The organism is Isoptericola sp. NPDC019571 (assembly GCF_044389385.1).
Classification (GTDB): domain Bacteria; phylum Actinomycetota; class Actinomycetes; order Actinomycetales; family Cellulomonadaceae; genus Isoptericola; species Isoptericola nanjingensis.
Genome location: NZ_JBIRXZ010000002.1, coordinates 408752 through 427827 on the forward strand (window position 1 = coordinate 408752; position 19076 = coordinate 427827).

The 19076-nt window shown below is 75.6% G+C and carries 15 protein-coding genes; 7 read left to right on the forward strand and 8 right to left on the reverse strand.

Features of this window, described 5'->3' with window-relative positions; translation table 11 throughout:
- Positions 1–115: 115 nt before the first annotated feature.
- Together ACH443_RS05235 and ACH443_RS05240 are read right to left on the reverse strand one after the other, a co-directional pair.
- Positions 116–922, reverse strand: coding sequence for a DNA-formamidopyrimidine glycosylase family protein (locus ACH443_RS05235; RefSeq protein WP_430589660.1), 807 nt, complete (start codon positions 920–922; stop codon positions 116–118).
- Between the two features lie 20 nt (positions 923–942).
- The gene (locus tag ACH443_RS05240) at positions 943–6015 is read right to left on the reverse strand and encodes a DEAD/DEAH box helicase (protein WP_430589661.1); all 5073 of its coding nucleotides are present in this window, start codon (positions 6013–6015) and stop codon (positions 943–945) included.
- Positions 6016–6128: 113 nt separating this feature from the next.
- Here ACH443_RS05240 and ACH443_RS05245 point away from each other — a divergent pair, with 113 nt between their 5' ends.
- From ACH443_RS05245 to ACH443_RS05265, 5 genes are all read left to right on the forward strand, one after another.
- Positions 6129–6362, forward strand: a complete 234-nt coding sequence (locus ACH443_RS05245; protein ID WP_430589662.1) for a DUF3046 domain-containing protein — start codon at positions 6129–6131, stop codon at positions 6360–6362.
- Positions 6363–6425: 63 nt separating this feature from the next.
- The gene (locus tag ACH443_RS05250; RefSeq protein ID WP_430589663.1) at positions 6426–8483 is read left to right on the forward strand and encodes an alkaline phosphatase family protein; all 2058 of its coding nucleotides are present in this window, start codon (positions 6426–6428) and stop codon (positions 8481–8483) included.
- Positions 8480–9433: an MBL fold metallo-hydrolase gene (locus ACH443_RS05255; protein WP_430589664.1), complete on the forward strand. Its 954-nt coding sequence runs from the start codon at positions 8480–8482 to the stop codon at positions 9431–9433. The genes ACH443_RS05250 and ACH443_RS05255 overlap by 4 nt, the downstream gene beginning before the upstream one ends.
- A gap of 158 nt (positions 9434–9591) precedes the next feature.
- The gene (gene recA / locus ACH443_RS05260) at positions 9592–10710 is read left to right on the forward strand and encodes a recombinase RecA (RefSeq protein WP_430589665.1); all 1119 of its coding nucleotides are present in this window, start codon (positions 9592–9594) and stop codon (positions 10708–10710) included.
- Between the two features lie 184 nt (positions 10711–10894).
- The gene (locus ACH443_RS05265) at positions 10895–11437 is read left to right on the forward strand and encodes a regulatory protein RecX (RefSeq protein WP_430589666.1); all 543 of its coding nucleotides are present in this window, start codon (positions 10895–10897) and stop codon (positions 11435–11437) included.
- Between the two features lie 179 nt (positions 11438–11616).
- Here the strand turns inward: ACH443_RS05265 and ACH443_RS05270 are convergent, their stop codons facing one another.
- The 4 genes from ACH443_RS05270 to ACH443_RS05285 all read right to left on the reverse strand — a co-directional run bounded on the left by ACH443_RS05270 (position 11617) and on the right by ACH443_RS05285 (position 15127).
- Positions 11617–12540 carry an amino acid ABC transporter permease gene (locus ACH443_RS05270; RefSeq protein WP_430589667.1) on the reverse strand — a complete coding sequence of 308 codons (924 nt, stop codon included), beginning with the start codon at positions 12538–12540 and terminating at the stop codon, positions 11617–11619.
- A complete protein-coding gene (locus ACH443_RS05275) occupies positions 12537–13226 on the reverse strand; it encodes an amino acid ABC transporter permease (RefSeq protein WP_429762221.1) in 690 nt (229 codons plus the stop codon). Before ACH443_RS05275 ends, ACH443_RS05270 begins: the two co-directional genes overlap by 4 nt.
- Before the next feature lie 125 nt (positions 13227–13351).
- Positions 13352–14209: a glutamate ABC transporter substrate-binding protein gene (locus ACH443_RS05280; RefSeq protein WP_430589668.1), complete on the reverse strand. Its 858-nt coding sequence runs from the start codon at positions 14207–14209 to the stop codon at positions 13352–13354.
- A 123-nt stretch (positions 14210–14332) separates the two neighbouring features.
- Positions 14333–15127 (reverse strand): amino acid ABC transporter ATP-binding protein, encoded by a 795-nt coding sequence (locus ACH443_RS05285; RefSeq protein WP_430557172.1) that lies wholly within the window; start codon positions 15125–15127, stop codon positions 14333–14335.
- 187 nt (positions 15128–15314) lie between these two features.
- On the opposite strand from ACH443_RS05285, the gene miaB reads away from it, so the two are divergent.
- Positions 15315–16967, forward strand: a complete 1653-nt coding sequence (miaB, locus tag ACH443_RS05290) for a tRNA (N6-isopentenyl adenosine(37)-C2)-methylthiotransferase MiaB (RefSeq protein WP_429762218.1) — start codon at positions 15315–15317, stop codon at positions 16965–16967.
- Between the two features lie 28 nt (positions 16968–16995).
- Here miaB and ACH443_RS05295 read toward each other — a convergent pair whose 3' ends face one another.
- Both ACH443_RS05295 and ACH443_RS05300 read right to left on the reverse strand, forming a co-directional pair.
- Positions 16996–17577 carry a YbjN domain-containing protein gene (locus ACH443_RS05295; protein ID WP_430557173.1) on the reverse strand — a complete coding sequence of 194 codons (582 nt, stop codon included), beginning with the start codon at positions 17575–17577 and terminating at the stop codon, positions 16996–16998.
- Positions 17574–18149 (reverse strand): YbjN domain-containing protein, encoded by a 576-nt coding sequence (locus tag ACH443_RS05300; RefSeq protein ID WP_430589669.1) that lies wholly within the window; start codon positions 18147–18149, stop codon positions 17574–17576. The genes ACH443_RS05295 and ACH443_RS05300 overlap by 4 nt, the downstream gene beginning before the upstream one ends.
- A 142-nt stretch (positions 18150–18291) precedes the next feature.
- Here ACH443_RS05300 and ACH443_RS05305 point away from each other — a divergent pair, with 142 nt between their 5' ends.
- A complete protein-coding gene (locus ACH443_RS05305) occupies positions 18292–19008 on the forward strand; it encodes a hypothetical protein (protein ID WP_430557175.1) in 717 nt (238 codons plus the stop codon).
- Positions 19009–19076: the final 68 nt, after the last annotated feature.

A 19076-nucleotide genomic window follows, 5' to 3' on the forward strand; every position in this document is an offset into this window, starting at 1 on the left:
GCCAACCTGGGGCCCCCTCCCCCCCCGCCCGCCCGCGGGGGGGGCGGGGGGGGGCCCCCCCCCCCCCGGGGGGGGGGCCCCCCCCCCGCCTCTCTATCTCGCGGGTCCGAGTTCTCTATCTCGGCGCATGCTGGCAGGTCGGGCACCAGTAGATCGCCCGCTCGCCGGCGTCGGGCCGCCGCCCGGGGCCGCTGGTGCTGCCCAGCGCGACGGGCGTCCCGCAGCGGCGGCAGGGCTTGTGGTGCCGCCCGTGCACGGCGAGCTCGACGGCGCCCAGCCCGGTACGTCGTCCCACCTGGACGCTGCGCGCCATGAGCCGGCGGGCCGCCCCGAGCAGGGCCCGGCGCTCGTCGTCGTCCAGGGCCCCGGCGGGCGTCCAGGGCCACCGCCGGGTGACGAACAGCGACTCCGCGGTCCAGATCGTGCCCAGCCCGGCCACCCCGCGCTGGTCGAGCAGGGCGACGCACAGCGGCCGGGCGGGGTCGGCGGCGAGGCGACGTCCGCCCTCGTCGAGCCGCTCCGGGAAGTCGTCGCCGAGGACGTCCGGGCCCAGGTGGCCCAGCAGGCGCGGCTCGTCGCGGGTGCGGAGCACGTCGAGCATGCCGAGCTGGAGGCCGACGCAGGTCCACGACGCGGTGGCCAGCAGGGCGCGGACGGCGGGGGAGCGACCGGCCGCCTCGCGGGTGCCCGTGCGGTGCACGCGCCAGGAGCCGTCCATCCGCAGGTGGGTGTGCAGCGTGCGGCCGTCGTCGAACCGGGTGAGCAGGTGCTTGCCGTACGCGACCGACTCGCGGACCGTGGCGCCGACGAGGTCCACGCCCGCCGCCGAGGGCCAGCGCAGCTCCGCGCGCACCAGGGGCGAGCCGCGCAGCGCGACGCCGAGCCGTTCGGCGGTGAGCCGGAGCACGTCTCCCTCGGGCACGGTCGCCTCCCGGTGCGGGGTCAGGCCGGCCGCAGGCCGCGCGGCGTCACGCCGAAGCCGGCGTCCAGCAGCGCGGCCGCGGCCGGGATCCGGTCGCGGGCGGCGGTGAGGGCGGGGACGCCGTCGACGCGCTGCACGGTGACGCGCCCGAGCCGGTCGGCGCGCGTCTCCGTCACGAGCAGCCGGGCCGCGGCGGCGAGGCGGGGGCCGTCGCCCGCGTCGCCGCGGGCGAAGGACAGCACCGTGCGCCCGCCGCGCTCGACGAACAACACCAGCTCGCCGTCGACCAGCACGACGACCGCGCCGGCCTTGCGCCCCGGACGGTGCGCACCCGCGGCGTCGTCCCCGCCGTCCGAGGCGCGGGCCGCGGACGACCCGGTGCGTGGGGTCGCCGCGCGCGGCCAGGCGACCGCGGCGCCGTACGGGTTGGCCGGGTCGGTCGCGGCGAGGAGGACGGCGCCCGGCTCGGCCCGGCCGCCGCTGCTCACGGGGCCGGCACCGTCGCCCTCGACGAGGGCGTCCCGGGCGCGGGCGCGGTCGGCGGCGTCCGTCCGTAGCTGGTCGACCGCTCCGGGCAGCGCGAACTGCGAGCCACCCAGGCCCTCGACGAAGTAGCCGCGCCGCACGGTCCCGCGCTCCTCGAGCACCCGGAGCACCCGGTACACGTCGCGGAAGCGGGAGGTCACCCCTTCCGCGGGCGCCGCCGCGCGGGTCAGGACGCCGTGCCGCTCCAGCAGCACCTGGGTGAGCGCGTGCGCGCGCACGGTCGGGTCCTGCTCCACGGCCGGCAGCGCCGACCAGCGGCCGCCGCCGGTCCGCGGCACGGCGGCCGCCGACGTCGGGCGGGCGAGCCCGAAGCGGGACGGCCGCACGGGGCGGGCCCGCCCGGGGGCCGCGGGAGCGCGGTGCGCGCCGCCGCCGTGCCTGGCCCCGCGCCGGGTGGACCCGCCGAGCGACTCGCGCAGCGGACCCAGGCGGTCGTTCGTCACCCAGCCCGCCCACACCAGGTCCCACAAGGCGTCGAGCGTGGTCGCCTGGCTCGCGCCCGCGAGCTCCGCGAGGCGGGGCAGGAAGTACCCGCCCGAGCCGGTGAGCAGGTCGAGCACCGCGCGGTGCAGGTCGCTGTCGAGCGGCCCGCCCTCGTCCACCGGGTCCGGGTCGCGCAGGGTGAGCGGGGCGCCGTCGGCCAGGTGCAGGCTCACCATGCCGTCGCCGCCGCCCGACCCCGGGAGCCGGCCGTGCCCGCACCACAGCACCTCGCCGGCCGTGGTGAGCTCGTCGAGGACCGCGGGGGAGTAGTCGGAGACGCGGGCGGGCAGGACGAGCGTCTCGAGCGCCGACGCCGGCACCGCGGCCCCCGAGAGCTGCTCCACCGCGCGCAGCACGCCGTCCGCGCCGCGCAGCGTCCCGCCACCGGACCCGGCGCCGCCCACCCGCACCCCGATCCCGTGCCAGCGCGGGAGGAAGACACCGAGCGACTCCGGCTCCACCGGCTCCACCTCGGCGCGCAGCGCGGCGAGCGACCGGCGCCGCAGCGTGCGCAGCACCTCCGGGTCGCACCACTCGTCGCCCGTGCCGCCCAGCGAGGAAGGCCGCAGCGCCCCGCGCGCGACCGCGCCCGCCGCCTCGAGCCGGGCCAGCACCTGGGCCACGACCGCGACGCCGAGCCCGAACCGGCGCGCGACGTCCACGGCGGGGAACGGACCGTGCGTCCTGGCGTGGCGGCGGACGAGGTCGCCGAGGGGGTCGGGCACCGGCTCGGTGAACGTCTCGGGCACGCCCACGGGCAGGGCGACGCCGAGCGCGTCGCGCAGCCGGCCGGCGTCCTCCACGACGGCCCACTGCTCGGCGTCGGCGTCGTCGCCCGGGCGGCCGCCGACCCGCACCCGGAGGACGCGGCGCGCGCCCTCCAGGTCGGCCAGCCACGCGTCGACGAGGTCGCGGGAGCCCTCGCGGGTCCGAGCCCGCAGCGCGGACGCGGGGTGCGGCCCGGTGCGGCGGAGCACGTCCCACAGCCCCTCCGCGTCGCGCGCCTGCCGCTCGGGTGCCAGCGCCTGGAGCTCCGCCTCGGTGCGCTCCACGGCGCCCGGGTCGAGGAGGTCCGCGAGCGGGGTGGCGCCCTGCTCGCCGAGCAGCTCCGTGAGCAGGTCCGGGTCCAGGGACAGCGCGGCCGCCCGCCGCTCCGCGAGCGGCGCGTCACCGTCGTACAGGAACTGCGCGGTGTAGCCGAACAGCAGCGCCTGCGCGAAGGGCGACGGTGTCGGGGTGGTCACCTCGACCAGCCGCACCCGGCCGCCCTCCAGGTCGCGCATGAGGTCCGTGAGCGCCGCGACGTCGAAGTCGTCGCGCAGGCACTCGCGGGCGGCCTCGAGCATGATCGGGAAGTCCGGGAACTGCGACGCGACCTGCAGCAGCTGTGACGCCCGCTGCCGCTGCTGCCACAGCGGCTGCCGCCGGTCGGGACGACGCCGCGGCAGGAGCAGCGCCCGCGCGGCGGCCTCGCGGAAGCGCGCCGCGAACATCACCGAGCCGCCGAGCTCCTCGCGCACCGCGTCGAGCACCTCGTCCGGGTCGACGAGCAGGTCCTCGGCCGTGACCGCCGGGGCGTCGCCGCGCCCCGCCCCGTCCGGCCCGGGGCCCCAGCCCGGTCCGCCCAGGTCCCAGCCGGAGTCGCCGGCGTCGGGGAGCCGCAGCACGATCCCGTCGTCGGCGTGCATCGCCGCGACGTCGGTGCCGTACCGCGCCCGCAGGCGCGCGGCGACGACCAGCGCCCACGGCGCGTGCACCGGCGCCCCGAAGGGGGAGTGGATCACGACGCGCCAGTCGCCGAGCTCGTCGCGGAACCGTTCCACGACCACGGTGCGGTCGTCGGGCAGCCGTCCCGTCGCGCGACGCTGCTCGCCCAGGTACGCGGCGAGGTTGTCCGCCGCCCAGGTGTCGAGCCCGGCGTCGCGCAGCACCTCCCGGCCGCGCCCGGTGCCGCGCTCCTCGTCGTCGGCGAGCAGCGCGTCGGTCTCGCGGACGAACGCGCCCACCGCACGCCCCAGCTCGACGGGACGGCCGGGGGAGTCGCCCTTCCAGAAGGGCAGGCGCCCGGGGAGCCCGGGCGCGGGGGTCACCAGGACGCGGTCGGGCGTGATCTCCTCGATGCGCCAGGTCGACGAGCCGAGGGTGAACGTGTCGCCGACGCGCGACTCGTAGACCATCTCCTCGTCCAGCTCGCCCACGCGCTTCCCGCCGCGGGGCCGGTCGGCCGTGCCGCCGCCGTCCGCCGGCACGCCCGAGGCAGGCGCCTCCGTGGCGAGGTAGACGCCGTAGAGCCCGCGGTCGGGGATGGTGCCGCCGCTCGTCGCGGCGAGCCGCAGGGCGCCGGGGCGCCCGGACAGGCGGCCGGTGGCGCGGTCCCAGACGATGCGGGCGCGAAGCTCGGCGAACTCCTCGCTGGGGTAGCGGCCGGCGAGCATGTCGAGCACGGCCCGCCAGGTCGCGTCGCCGAGCGAGCGGAACGGGTGCGCCCGGCGGAACGCGGCGAGGAGGTCGTCGGCCTGCCAGTCGTCCGTGGCGAGCGCCGCCACCACCTGCTGGGCGAGCACGTCCAACGGGTTGGCGGGGACGTGCAGGTGCTCGATCTCGCCCGCGCGCATGCGCTGCGCCACGACGGTCGCGGGCACCAGGTCGCCGCGGAACGTCGGGAAGACGACGCCGTGCGACACCGCGCCCACCTGGTGGCCGGCGCGCCCGATGCGCTGCAGCCCGCTCGCGACGGACGGCGGCGCACCGACCTGCACGACGAGGTCCACGGCGCCCATGTCGATGCCGAGCTCGAGGGACGACGTCGCGACCACGGCCGGCAGGCGGCCCGCCTTGAGGTCGGACTCGGTGCGGGTGCGCTCGACCCGGCTCATGGAGCCGTGGTGGGCGCGCGCGAGCACGTGCGGCCCTGCGCCGTCGTCGGCCGGCAGCCCGACCGACGCCCCCGACTGCCCCTGCGTCTGCGCGGGCCACTGCGTGCCCGGCTCCGGCAGGTCGACCCCGGAGCGCTCCGCCCAGATCTCGTTCACCCGAGCGGTCAGCCGCTCGGCGCCGCGGCGCGAGTTGGTGAACACCAGCGTCGAGCGGTGCTCGGCGACGAGGTCCACGACCCGCTCCTCGACGTGCGGCCACACGGACGCGCGGCGCAGCGGCGACGCGGCGTCGCCGGTGAGGTCCAGCTCCTCGTCGCCCAGCCCGGCCGCGGACGGCGCCGCCGCGGGCGCCGGCGCGGTCGGGTCGGGCACACCGCCCGAGTCGAGGTCGGCGAGGTCGGGCACCGGCACGACGACGTCGATGTCCCACTTCTTGGTGGACTCGGGCTGCACGACGACGACCTCCCGGCCGCCGTCGTCCGGGGTGCGGTGCCCGGCGAGGAACTCGGCCACCGTCTCCACGGGGCGGACCGTCGCGGACAGGCCGACGCGCTGCGCGGGCCGGTCGAGGAGCGCGTCCAACCGCTCGAGGCTCAGCGCCAGGTGGGCGCCGCGCTTGGTGCCCGCCACCGCGTGGATCTCGTCCAGGACCACGGTCTCGACGCCCGCGAGGCCCGCGCGCGCCTGCGACGTGAGGACGAGGAACAGCGACTCGGGGGTGGTGACGAGCACGTCCGGCGGGCGGGTGGCGAACGCGCGGCGCTCCGAGGCGGGGGTGTCGCCCGTGCGCGCGCCGACGGTCACCTCCTCGACCGTGAGCCCCTCGCGTGCGGCGGCCTGCCGGATGCCGGCCAGCGGGGAGCGCAGGTTGCGCTGCACGTCGGCGGCGAGCGCCTTGAGCGGGGAGACGTACAGGACCCGGCAGCGGCGGGCCCGCTCCGGCGGTGGCGTGGTCGTGAGGCGGTCGATGGCCCAGAGGAACGCCGCGAGGGTCTTGCCGGACCCCGTCGGCGCGACGACGAGCGCGTGCCGGTCGGAGCTGATCGCGTCCCACGCCCCGGCCTGAGCCGCGGTCGGCGCGGCGAAAGCTCCGGCGAACCAGGCACGCGTCGCGGGTCCGAACCGCGCGAGGACGCCGTCGTGCGCGACGGCAGGGTCGGCGGGAACGCCGGACGGGGGGACGACCACCTCGCCATCCTGGCAGGGAGCACCGACAGCCCGCAGGGCGGGCCGGCCCGCCGCGCCGGCGTCCGCGGCGCCCGGCGTCCCGACCGTCCTCCCGGCCGTGCGAGGCTGGGGGCGTGCGCTATCGCGAGTTCGCCGAGCTGGTCGACGAGGTCTTCGGGCCCGCCTACGGGCGTGCCCTCGTGCGCGAGCAGGTCCTGCCGCGCCTCGACGGCAGGACCCCGGCCGAGGCGCTCGAGTCCGGGCTGGAGCCCCGCGACGTCTGGCACGCGCTGTGCGACGCGCTCGACGTCCCCGACGCGGAGCGCTGGGGCCGCGACGACCGCCGCCAGGCGCCGCCCGCGCGCTGACCGCCCGCGCGCCGACCGCCCGCCGCTCGGGCCGACGTCGGGCAGGCGGTGCATCATGGCGCCATGCGCCGCCACCGTCCCCCGCTCGTGACGGTGGCCGACGTCCGCGGCGCCCTCTGGTCCCTGGTCTCCACGGCCGCCGGGCTCGGGGTCGCGATCGCCGTGGTCGACGGCGTGCGGGTCGCCTCACCGTGGGACGTGCTGCTCGCGGCGCTCGTCGTGGGGCTCGGCGACGCGCTGCTGCGGGCGCCGCTGCGTCGCCTCGCGCGCGGCGGCGGGGCGGTCGTGGCGCTCCTGCTCGGCCTGGCGGCGCAGGTGGCGGTCGTCTGGGCCGCGCTGACGTTCCTCCCGGGCGTGACGAGCGGCTCGTGGGCGGACGTGCTCGCCGTGCTCCTCGTCGCCGCGCTCGTGATGGCGTGCGGGCACTGGGTGGTCGGGGCGCGGGACAACGCGTACGTGGTCGGCGACCTGCTGCGCCGGGCCCGGCGTCGCGCCGGGCTCCCGCGCCGGGTCGCCCGCGACGGCGGCGAGGCCGGTGGGGACGGCGTGGACGACCGGCCCCCGGGCGTGCTCGTCGTCATGCTCGACGGCGTGGCCCGGCCGACGCTCGACCACGCCCTGGAGGCCGGGCTCGTGCCCACGATGGAGCGCTGGCTCGGGTCGGGAAGCCACCGGCTCGAGTCGTGGTGGGCCCGCGTGCCGTGCACCACCCCGGCCAGCACCCTGGGCCTGCTGCACGGCACCACCGACGCGGTCCCGGCGTTCCGGTGGTGGTCGCGGCGGCTCGGCCGACTGGTGGTGACGAACCGGCCGGCGGACGCCGCCCAGGTGGAGCGGTCGGCCTCCGACGGCCGCGGGCTGCTCGCCGACGGCGGGGTGGCGGTGTCGACGATGTTCTCCGGCGACGCCCCGACCAGCCTGCTCGTGATGAGCCGCGCGACGGAGGGGCTCGGCCCCGGCCAGCTGTTCGTCCGCTTCTTCTCGAGCCCGTTCGTGCTGGTGCGGGCGGTGGCCGGCACCGTCGGGGAGGCGCTCAAGGAGGTGTACCAGGGGTGGCAGCAGGTGGTGCGCGGGGTGCGTCCACGGGTGGCGCGCCGCGGCTGGTACCCGGTGCTGCGCGCGGTGACCAACGTGCTGCTGCGCGACCTCAACACCTCGCTCGTGGCGGAGCAGCTCGTGCGCGGCGCGCCCGTGGTGTGCGTGGACCTCGTCGACTACGACGAGATCGCGCACCACGCCGGCCCGCTGCGGCCGGAGGCGCTGCGTGCGCTGGAGGGGCTCGACCGCGTCGTCGGGCTGTGGGAGGAGATCGCGCGCGGCGCCCCGCGCCGGTACCGCACGGTGGTCGTGTCGGACCACGGGCAGTCGCTGGGGGCGACCTTCGAGCAGGTGGTGGGGCGGTCGTTCGCCGACGAGGTGCACCGGCTCATGGCGATCCCCGCCCCGGCGCAGGCCGGCCGGGCGGACGGCGAGGCGTGGGGCCCGGCGAACACCGCGCTGCACGCGCTGCGCCGGGACGACGACGGTGACGGCCGGCTCCTGGTCGGGCCGGACCGCGACACCGGCCGGACGGGCCTGCCCGAGGTCGAGGTGATCGGGTCGGGCAACCTCGGGATGGTGTGGTTCCGCCGCGAGCCCCGCCGGCTGTCGGCCGCGGAGGTCGAGGCCCGCTGGCCCGCGCTCGTGCCCGGCCTGGTCGAGTCGCCCGCCGTCGGCTTCGTCGTGGTCCACGGCGCGCAGGGGCCGGTGGCGCGCGGGCGGCTCGGCTCCCACGACCTGGCGACCGGCCGCGTGACCGGTCGGGACCCCCTGGTCGGCTACGGGTCGCGGGCGCGCGCCGACCTGCTGCGCGTCGCCGGGCTGGAGGACGCCGGCGACCTCGTGGTCGTGTCGTCGGTCGGCCCGATGGGCCGGGTGCACGCGTTCGAGGGGCTGGTGGGCTCGCACGGCGGGCTCGGCGGCGCGCAGAGCGAGGCGCTGCTGCTGCACCCCGCCGACCTCGTCGTGCCCGACGACGAGCGCGAGGACGTGGACGGCGCCCGCGTGCTGGTGGGCGCCGAGGCGGTGCACCGCCGGCTCGTCGCCTGGCTCGCCGCGCTCGGCCTGCGGGAGGCCTCATGAGCGGGGCGCCGGGTGACGTGCCGGGCGGGCACGCCCCCGTCACGGGGGCCGGGCTCCGGGTGACGTGGCTGGGGCACTCGACCGTCGTCCTCGACGTCCCGCGCGCGGGCGGGGGCACCGCCCGGCTCGTGACGGACCCGCTGCTGCGGCGGCACGCGGGCCTCCTGCGGCGCCGGGGCGACCGTCCGGACGCGGACGCCTGGCGGGGCGCCGACGCCGCCCTGCTGTCCCACCTGCACCACGACCACGCCGAGCTGGGCTCGCTGCGGCTGCTCGGGGACGTGCCGGTGCTCACGGCACCCGCGAACGCCCGCTGGCTGCGCGGCAAGGGCCTGCGCGGTGTCGGCCTCGACCTGCCGCCTGCCGCGGGGCACCCGCCGGGCCACGACGTCGCTCACCACGGCTCGCACCGTGCCCTGCAGCACGCCCCGCAGCACGCCCCGCAGCACGGGGACTGGCACGACGTCGCAGGCGTGCAGGTGCGCCTGACCGCCGCGGTGCACGGCGACCGGCCGATGCCGCACCGGCCGAACGCCGCGAGCGGGCACCTGGTGCGCGGGCGCGGAACGACGGTGTGGGCCGTGGGGGACACCGAGCACCACCCGGGCGTGGGGCGCGTGCGCGAGCTGGCAGGCGGCCGGGTGGACGTGGCCCTCGTGCCCGTGTCCGGCTGGGGCCCGCGGCTGTCGGGCGGCCACCTCGGCCCCCGCGGTGCGGCCGAGGTGTGCGCGGAGGTCCGGCCGCGCGTGGCGGTCCCGGTGCACTGGGGCACCCTGCACGTGCCGGGCGGGCAGCACCTGCCGCGCGGGTGGATGGACCACGCCGGGGAGGCCTTCGCGGCGGCCTGCCGCCGGGCGGCGCCGGACGTGCGCGTCGTCGTGCTGCGGCCCGGCGGGACGTGGCGCGACACGCCCGGGGACGACGACGCCCTCGAACACGTGTTCGGGTAGAGTCTGCCCCCAGGAGGGTCCTCGGACGTCGTCCTCCACAGCCGCGACGGACCGCCCCGACCGTGTCGGTGGCGGCACGTACGGTCGACGACAACATGAGCACGCAGCCACGAACGCAGGCGCGCAGCCGCCGCGCCCAGAACGCAAAGGTGACCGACATGCCCGCAACGGCAGACCGCGAGAAGGCACTCGAGGCCGCGCTCGCCCAGATCGACCGCAGCTTCGGCAAGGGCTCGGTCATGCGCCTCGGCGACGAGGGTCGCGCGCCCGTCGAGGTCATCCCCACCGGCTCGATCGCGCTGGACATCGCGCTCGGCATCGGCGGCCTCCCGCGCGGGCGCGTCGTGGAGGTGTACGGCCCGGAGTCCTCCGGCAAGACGACCGTCGCGCTGCACGCCGTCGCCAGCGCCCAGCGGGCCGGCGGCATCGCGGCGTTCGTCGACGCCGAGCACGCGCTCGACCCGGAGTACGCCAAGAAGCTCGGCGTCGACACGGACGCCCTGCTGGTCTCGCAGCCGGACACCGGCGAGCAGGCCCTGGAGATCACGGACATGCTGATCCGCTCCGGCGCGCTGGACATCATCGTCATCGACTCGGTCGCGGCGCTCGTGCCGAAGGCTGAGATCGAGGGCGAGATGGGCGACAGCCACGTCGGCCTCCAGGCCCGCCTGATGTCGCAGGCGCTGCGCAAGATCACCGGTGCGCTGAGCGCGTCGGGCACCACGGCGATCTTCATCAACCAGCTCCGCGAGAAGATCGGCGTGTTCTTCGGCTCGCCGGAGACCACCACCGGCGGCAAGGCCCTGAAGTTCTACGCCTCGGTGCGCATGGACATCCGCCGCATCGAGACCCTCAAGGACGGCACGGACGCGGTCGGCAACCGGACCCGCGTCAAGGTCGTCAAGAACAAGATGGCGCCGCCGTTCAAGCAGGCGGAGTTCGACATCCTGTACGGCGTGGGCATCTCCCGCGAGGGCGGGCTCATCGACATGGGCGTGGAGCACGGGTTCGTGCGCAAGTCCGGCTCGTGGTTCACCTACGAGGGCGACCAGCTGGGCCAGGGCAAGGAGAACGCCCGGGCCTTCCTGAAGGACAACCCTGACCTGGCGAACGAGATCGAGAAGCGCATCAAGGAGAAGCTCGGTGTCGGCGCCAAGCTGGACGCCCCCGCGGCGGAGGCTCCGGCCACGGGCGCCGCGGGTTCCGCCACGGGGTTGAGCGTCGACCCGGCACCGGCCGCCAAGGCGGGCGCCAAGGGCAAGAAGGCGCCGTTCTGACAGGCGCCGCGCTCGTCGCGGTCGACGGAGGAGGGGTCTCGTGACTTCGGGGGATACTGCCCCGGGCGGTCGCGGTGTGGGGAAGCGTCGCGGCCGCCGCCATGCCGACTCAGATGCCGGCTCGGAGGGCGACGCGGAGGGCGACGCGGACGGCGCCCCGCGCGGGCGTCAGCCCCGTCGCACGGTGGCCGAGCGGCTCGAGGCCGGCGAGCTGACGCTCGAGGACGCCACGGAGAAGGCGCGCGAGACGCTGCTGCGCATCCTCACGGCGGCCCCGAAGAGCCGCGCGGAGCTGGAGCAGTCGCTCGCGCGCAAGGGCTACCCGGAGGCGGTCGTGGGGCCGGTGCTGGACCGGTTCGACGAGGTGGGTCTGGTCGACGACGCCGCCTACGCCGACATGCTCGTGCGCACGCGGCACTCCGAGCGGGGGCTCTCGCGGCGCGCGCTGGCGATGGAGCTGCGCCGCCGCGGCATCGCCGAGGAGACGGCCGCCGACGCGCTCGAGCAGGTGGACCCCGACGACGAGCGCGCGGCCGCTCTGGCCCTGGCCCGCAAGCACGTGGCACGCACCCGCGGGCTGGAGCGCGACGTGCGCGTCCGCCGCGCCGTCGGGGCGCTCGGGCGCAAGGGCTACGCGCCGGGCGTCTCCTTCGGCGTCGTGCGCGACGCCCTCGCGGAGGAGGGCGAGGACGCCCTGGACGACGACTACCCCGGTGCCGTGGACTGACTCGCGCGCTGCCAGCGGGCTCCGCCGTCCGTGGGTGCCGTCGCCTCCACGTCCACGCTTGTCATGGATCTCCGCCCGCAGGATCGGATCTCAACGCACGCCCCAGGACGACGGATGCCCCCGGACGCGAGAAGCGTCCGGGGGCATCCGTCGTCCTGCGTGGCAGGCGCGATCGCGCGTCAGGTCGCGCTCGGGTCTCCGGTGGCCGCGATGGCGTTGCCCGGCCCCGTCGTCTTGCCGCCGGCGACAGCGGTCGGGTTGCCGATCCCGGGACCGGCCGCGGTGACCCCCGACGTGCGGCCGCTGAGGTACCGCGACAGCCAGCGGGCCAAGGCGGTCAGCGCCCAGTTGATGACGATGAAGATCAGCGCGGCGACCGTCAGCGTCTGCAGGTTGTTGCTGTTCCCGTTGCCGAAGATCTGCGCCGCGCGCAGCAGCTCGTTGTAGGTGATGATCTGGCCGAGAGCGGTGTCCTTGAGGACCACCACGAGCTGGGACACCAGGGCCGGCAGCATCGCGATGAGGGCCTGGGGGAGCTGGATCGACCGCAGCACCTGCCCGCCGGTGAGCCCGACCGCGAGGCCGGCCTCGGACTGGCCCTTCGGCAGGTTGCCGACGCCCGCCCGCACCAGTTCCGCGATGACGGACCCGTTGTAGAGGATGAGGGCGATCACGACGGCGAGGAAGGCCGGGTCGTCGCTGATCCGGTTGAACCCGAACAGCAGCCAGAAGAAGACCATCATGAGCAGCACCGGCACGGCGCGGAAGAACTCCACGACCACGCCGCTGAACCAGCGGACGGCGCGCACGCGGGCGAGCCGCCCGGACCCGAAGATGAGGCCGAAGACCACGGCGCCGACGATGGCGAACCCCGCGGCCCGCAGCGTGTTCTGCAGGCCGGGGATGAAGTAGTTCTGCCAGGCGCTGGACGTGAAGATCGGCTCCCACAGCGCCGCGGCGAACTGCCCCTTGGCGGCGAGCTGCACCACGACGAGCGCGGCGATGCCCAGCACGACGAGCGCGCCGAGGATGTTGCCGAGCACGATGAACCGGCGCGCACGGGGGCCGGGGGCGTCGAAGAGGACGGACTGCTGAGAGCTCATCGGCGCACCGCCAGTCGGTTGGAGAGGAAGGTGGTGAGCAGACCGATGGGGATCACGAGCACCGCGAAGCCGATCGCGAAGATCATGAAGATCGCGTAGATGTAGTTCGCGTTGCTCTCGATCATCTCCCGCATGAGGGTCGAGGTCTCCGTGGAGACGCTCACCGCGACCGCGACCGTCGAGTTCTTCAGCAGCGCGATCAGGGTGTTGCCGAGGGGCGCGATCGCGCCGCGGAACGCCTGCGGCAGGATGATCAGCCGGGCGGCGGGCAGGAAGGACAGGCCGATCGCCCGGGCGGCCTCCGCCTGGCCCAGGGGCACGGTGTTGACCCCCGAGCGGATCGCCTCGCACACGAACGCCGCGTGGTACACGGTCAGGCCGATCACACCGAACCGGAAGAAGTTCTGAGCGAAGTCGTCGGACAGCGTGATCTGCAGCTGCGTCCAGACCGCCAGGAACAGGAACGTCATGATGACGGTCAGCGGAGTGTTGCGCAGGATGTTCACGTAGGCCGCGCCCGCCCACTGCAGGCTCGCGATGGGCGAGATCCGCATGAGCGCGAGCACGGTACCGAGGATCAGCGAGAAGATCGCGGCCCAGAACGTCAGCTGGATGTTGACCCAGAACGCGGCGGGCACGTCGTAGATCGCGAAGAGCTCGCCGAACTGGGACAGGAAGTCACCCACGGTGTGTCAGCCTCCCGGAGGGTGGTGCGGCGGGAACCGCGGTGGACGGACGAATGTCGACGAACGAGGGGAGCGGCGCGGCGGCGCCGCCCCCCTCGTGCCGATCGGACGGTCGGACGACCTCGTCAGGCGCAGGCGTCCGGCGTCGGCGGGTTGAGGTCGGCGTTCGGGGTGTAGCCGGTGCCCTCGGTGTTCGAGGTCACGGCCTCCTCCCACGAGCCGTCGTCGATCATCTCCGTGATCGCGGCGTTGATGTCCTCGCAGCGGTCGTTGTCCTGCGGCAGGCCCACGCCGTAGTTCTCCTCGGAGAACGGAGCCCCCACGACCTTGACCTTGCCCTTGTTGGCGGGCTGGGCGGCGAGGCCGGCGAGGATGATGTCGTCGGTCGTGACCGCGTCCACCTGGCCGGCGGTGAGCGCGGTGACGCACTCGGCGTAGCCGGGCCGCTCCACGAGCTGCACACCCTCGGCGTACTCGTCCTTGATGCGCTGCGCCGACGTCGAGCCGGTCACCGAGCAGAGGTTCTTGCCCTCGAGCGTCTCGGGACCGGTGATGTCGGTGTTGTCCTCGGCGACGAGGAGGTCCTGACCGGCGATGAAGTACGGGCCGGCGAACGCGACCTGCTCCTTGCGCTCGTCGGTGATGGAGTAGGTCGCGAAGATCATGTCGACCTGGCCGGTCTGCAGCATGGTCTCGCGGTTGGCCGACGGCGCCTCGACCCACTCGATCTGGTCCTCCGAGTAGCCGAGCTTGTCCGCGACGTAGCGGGCGACGTCGGTGTCGAATCCGGTGTACTCGCTGCCGTCCTGGTAGCCCAGGCCGGGCTGGTCGAACTTGATGCCGATCTTGATGGTGTCGCCGCCCCCGGCACCGCCGGGCTCGTCGCCGCCACCTTCGCCGCCGACGTCGCTGCCGCCGCAGGCGGCGAGCGTGAGAGCGGTCAGTGCGGCGAGCGCCGCGGCCCCTGCGTGTCGTGTGCGCATCGTTCTTACCCTTCGTTGTGGTCGCCCGGGCGGGCCGGGGACGCCGATGTCAGGTCCCGGACCGCGCGGCCGGCGGGGGTTCCCGCCCTAGCGTGGCAGTGGTCGTGGGTGGATCAGTGCTGGTCAGTGGGAGAGGATCTTGGACAGGAAGTCCTTGGCGCGGTCGCTCTTCGGCGCGGTGAAGAACTCCTCGGGGGTGGCCTCCTCGACGATCTGGCCGTCCGCCATGAAGACGACCCGGTTCGCGGCCTTGCGGGCGAAGCCCATCTCGTGGGTGACGACGATCATCGTCATGCCCTCCTTGGCGAGGGCGACCATGACGTCCAGGACCTCGTTGATCATCTCCGGGTCGAGCGCCGAGGTGGGCTCGTCGAAGAGCATCACCTTGGGCTTCATCGCCAGCGCGCGGGCGATCGCGACGCGCTGCTGCTGACCGCCGGAGAGCTGGGCGGGCATCTTCTGGGCCTGGTTCTTCACCCCGACCCGGTCGAGCAGCTGCAGGGCGCGCTCCTTCGCGGCCGACGAGCGCTCCTTGCGGACCTTGACCGGCCCGAGCGTGACGTTCTCCAGGATCGTCTTGTGCGCGAAGAGGTTGAACGCCTGGAACACCATGCCGACGTCGGCCCGCAGCTTGGCCAGGGTCTTGCCCTCCTCGGGCAGCGGCTGGCCGTCGATCCGGATCTCGCCGGAGTCGATCGTCTCGAGGCGGTTGATCGCCCGGCACAGGGTGGACTTCCCGGAGCCGGACGGGCCGATGACGACGAGCACCTCGCCCCGGCGCACGGTGAGGTCGATGTCCTGGAGCACGTGCAGCTCGCCGAAGTGCTTGTTGACGTTCTTCAGCTCGACGAGCGGGGCACCGAGGGAGGACTCCGCCTCGGCGGGGTCGGTCGTCGTGGTCGCATCGCCGTGATCCATCTGTCGAACCTATCCACTCGGTGTTTCCGCGACCAGCACCGGGTTGTCCGGTTCCGCAACGGTTCAGTAACAGTGCTTGCGCAGCATGACTGCGCTCCGGGCCCTGACCGCGGCGGCCACGCCGTCGAGCAGGAGGTCTGGGTCACCTCGTCGGGGCCCGGCCGTCGGGCACCGTACCCTAGATGCGATGTCCAGTACCACGCAGAGCCCCGCCGTGTCGGCACGTCCCACCGACGAGCCGTCCGGCCAGCGCACCTATCTCGTGCGCACCCTGGGCTGCCAGATGAACGTGCACGACTCGGAGCACATGGCCGGCATGCTCGAGCAGGCCGGCTACGCGCGCGCCACCGCCGAGGACGAGGCGGCCAGCCGCGCCGACGTCGTCGTGATCAACACCTGCGCCGTGCGCGAGAACGCCGCGACCCGGCTCTACGGGAACCTCGGGCAGCTCGCCGGGATCAAGTCGGACCGGCCGGGGATGCAGATCGCGGTCGGCGGCTGCCTCGCGCAGAAGGACCGCGGCGAGATCGTGTCCAAGGCTCCGTGGGTGGACGTCGTCTTCGGCACGCACAACCTGGACGCGCTCCCGGTCCTCCTCGAGCGGGCCCGGCACAACGCCGAGGCCCAGGTGGAGATCGCGGAGTCGTTGCAGGTCTTCCCCTCCACGCTGCCCACGCGCCGCGAGTCGGTCTACGCGGGCTGGGTGTCGATCTCGGTCGGCTGCAACAACACCTGCACGTTCTGCATCGTGCCGCACCTGCGCGGCAAGGAGCGCGACCGCCGGCCGGGGGAGGTCCTGGCCGAGGTCGAGGCGCTCGTGGCCGCCGGCGCCGTCGAGGTCACGCTGCTGGGCCAGAACGTCAACAGCTACGGCGTCGAGTTCGGCGACCGCGGGGCGTTCGCGAAGCTGCTGCGCGCCTGCGGCGCGATCGAGGGGCTGGAGCGCGTGCGCTTCACCTCCCCGCACCCGGCGGCGTTCACCGACGACGTCATCGCCGCCATGGCCGAGACGCCGAACGTCATGCCGAGCCTGCACATGCCGCTGCAGTCCGGCTCGGACCGCGTGCTGCGCGCCATGCGCCGGTCGTACCGGTCGGCCAGGTTCCTCGGCATCCTCGACCGCGTGCGGGACGCCATGCCGGACGCCGCGATCACGACCGACATCATCGTGGGCTTCCCGGGGGAGACGGAGGAGGACTTCCGCGAGACGCTGCGCGTCGTGGAGGCCTCGCGGTTCAGCTCGGCGTTCATGTTCCAGTACTCCCCGCGCCCCGGCACGCCGGCCGCGACCATGGAGGAGCAGCTGCCCAAGGAGGTCGTGCAGGAGCGGTTCGAGCGCCTGCTGGCCCTCCAGGAGCGCATCGCCGGCGAGGAGGCCGCCCGCCAGGTCGGGCGCACGATCGACGTCCTCGTCTCCGAGGGTGCCGGCAAGAAGGACGGCGCGACGCACCGGCTCTCCGGACGCGCCCCCGACAACCGGCTCGTGCACCTCGCGCTCCCCGCCGACCTGCTCGACGACGTCGCCGCCGGGGCCGAGGGCCTCGCCGGCGCCCCGACCTCGCTCGAGGACCCGCGGCTCGCCGACGCCGCGACGCTCGACGCGCGCCTGCCGCGCCCGGGCGACGTCGTGACCGTGGGGGTCACGCGGTCGGCGCCGCACTTCCTCGTCGCGGACGCGGTGCTCGACGGCGGCGCGTACGCCGTGCGCCGCACCCGGTCGGGCGACGCCTGGGCGCAGCGGGAGACGGCGCGCCTCGGCGGGGGAGAGGACGAGCACTCCCACGGCACGGCGCCGTCCGCGGGCCCGGTCGTGCTCGGGATGCCCTCGCTGCGAGGCTGACCGGGCGGGTTGCCCGAACCGGGCCGGCTCAGGACGGGTCGTCGATCTCCGGCCCGCCGGGCGTCATCGCACCCACGGTGCTGAAGAACTGCGACGACGTGACGAGGCCGCACGACACGGTGGCGGCGAGCTGCTCGTCCGTCGCGCCGTGCTCGAAGTCCACCGACACCTCGGTGTAGAGCGCGAGTCGTTCGCCCTCCGCCCGGGCGTAGACCTTGGGCCACACCCGCTCGCGGTTCCAGTCGTTCACGGCCTGCAGGACGGCCAGGCGGGCGCCCTCGGGCACCGTGCCGGCCCAGCGGCCGCGCACCTGCAGGATCTCGTCGTGGTCGCCGAGCAGGAGGAACCAGAACCGGTTGCCGTCCCACGTCCCGGTCACGTCGCCGTCGTCGTCCGTGCGGAACCGGTAGCCCCGGCGGGTCAGGTCGTCCGCCACACGGAAGTGGGACAACGGCCGCGGTGTCGTGCCGCGCGGGCCCGCGGGTGCACGCTCCGCGCGGGCGGCGACGCGTGCGCCGGCGTCCTGCACGGCGCGACCGACCGCGTCCGCCGCTCGCCGGACGCCGCCGAGCAGCCGGCGGGCGGTGCCGGACCGGTCCGCGCCGGTCACGACGCGTCCCGCAGCGGGTCGCGGAACGTGGTGTCGAGGTGCTCGAAGAACATGGACCCCGTGCTGAGGCCGCACTGCAGCAGCTGGTCGAGCTGCGCCTCGCCGACCATGCTGCCGACGTCGACCGTGACCTCGGCGCAGACGACGACGGAGCCGTCGTCGCGCACGCGCACGTACGTCTTGGGCCAGATGCGCTCGGCGTTCCACTCGTTGCAGATCTCGAGGATCTCGCCGAGCCGGTCGATGCTGAGGTCGCGGTGCCACTGGCCGCGGACCTGGAGCACCTCCGACCGCTCGCCCAGCACGAGGAAGTAGAACAACCAGCCGTGCCACAGGCCGCCGACGTCACCGTCGGAGTCGACGAAGTAGGAGAACCCGGACCGCTCCAGCCAGTCCGTCACGCGGTCGCGCGACAACGGGGCCAGCGCGTCGTCCGCGCCGACGTGGTCGGCGAGCAGACCCTCGATCCGGTCGTGGAGATCGTCGTCCCGAAGGCCGCCCACGAGCTCGTCCTCCCGGCCGACGGAGGTCGGCCGGATCTTGCTTGCCCGGCGTGAACCGAAGAACCTCACCCGTCCACGCTACACGCCGGGACCCACGGCGGGGCGCGAGCGCCGAGCTCCGGACGGCCCGGGGTCGCGGGCCGTGCCGCCCGCCGGGGCGGTGGCGGGGGCGTGAAGAGGGCGAGCGAGAGGGCGAGGGTAGGTTGGGCGCGTGCCAGCCCGCGCCGTCGTCCTCCCAGGAACGTCCCTGCTCGTGCCCGGTGCCGGCGGCGGCGCCGACCGCCTCGGTGACGTCCGCGTCGCGGTGGCCGCGGCCCTCGACCGGCTGGTGGCCGCGTCCGTCACCCCGGCGACGACGCGCCGGGACGGTGACGCACCTCTCGTGGTGCTGGCGGCCGCGCCTCGGGGGGCGAGAGGCGGCTTCGGCCGGAGGCGGCCGTCCCTCGCGGGGGCGGGCGTCGCCGACCGCTGGGTGCCCGAGGTCGCCGCGTGGGCCCGGGCGGACCCGGCGTCGGCCCGTCCCGCGCACGTCCCGGCGTCGGTGGCGCTGCTCGCGCTGCGCGCCTCGTTGCGGCGAGCGGGACACGGCGGACCGCCCGACGTCGTCGTGCTCGAGGTGTCCGACGCCGCCGAGGCGCCGGCCGAGGCGGTCGCCGCGCTGCATCGCGCGCCCGCGGTCGTCGTCGCGGGGGGTGCCGCGCCCGGGACCCCGGGCGCCGCGGCGGTGCCGGACCCTGCGCCCGATCCGGAGCCCGGTCCGGCGTCCCACCGGGGAGCCGGCTGCCCGGTGCTCCTCGCGCCGGCGGTCTCGGCCCTGCTGGACGCCGCCGTGGCGCCGGGCCGGTGGTCGTGGTGCGTGACGACCGTCCCCGGCGGCCACGATCACCTGCCGCCGTCCTACGGGGTCGCCGAGGGACGCGCGGGCTGACCCGTCGACCGGTCCGGCGGTCGGCGGGTCGCCTCGCGTCACCGGCCCGGCGCGACCGGCGTCGCGCG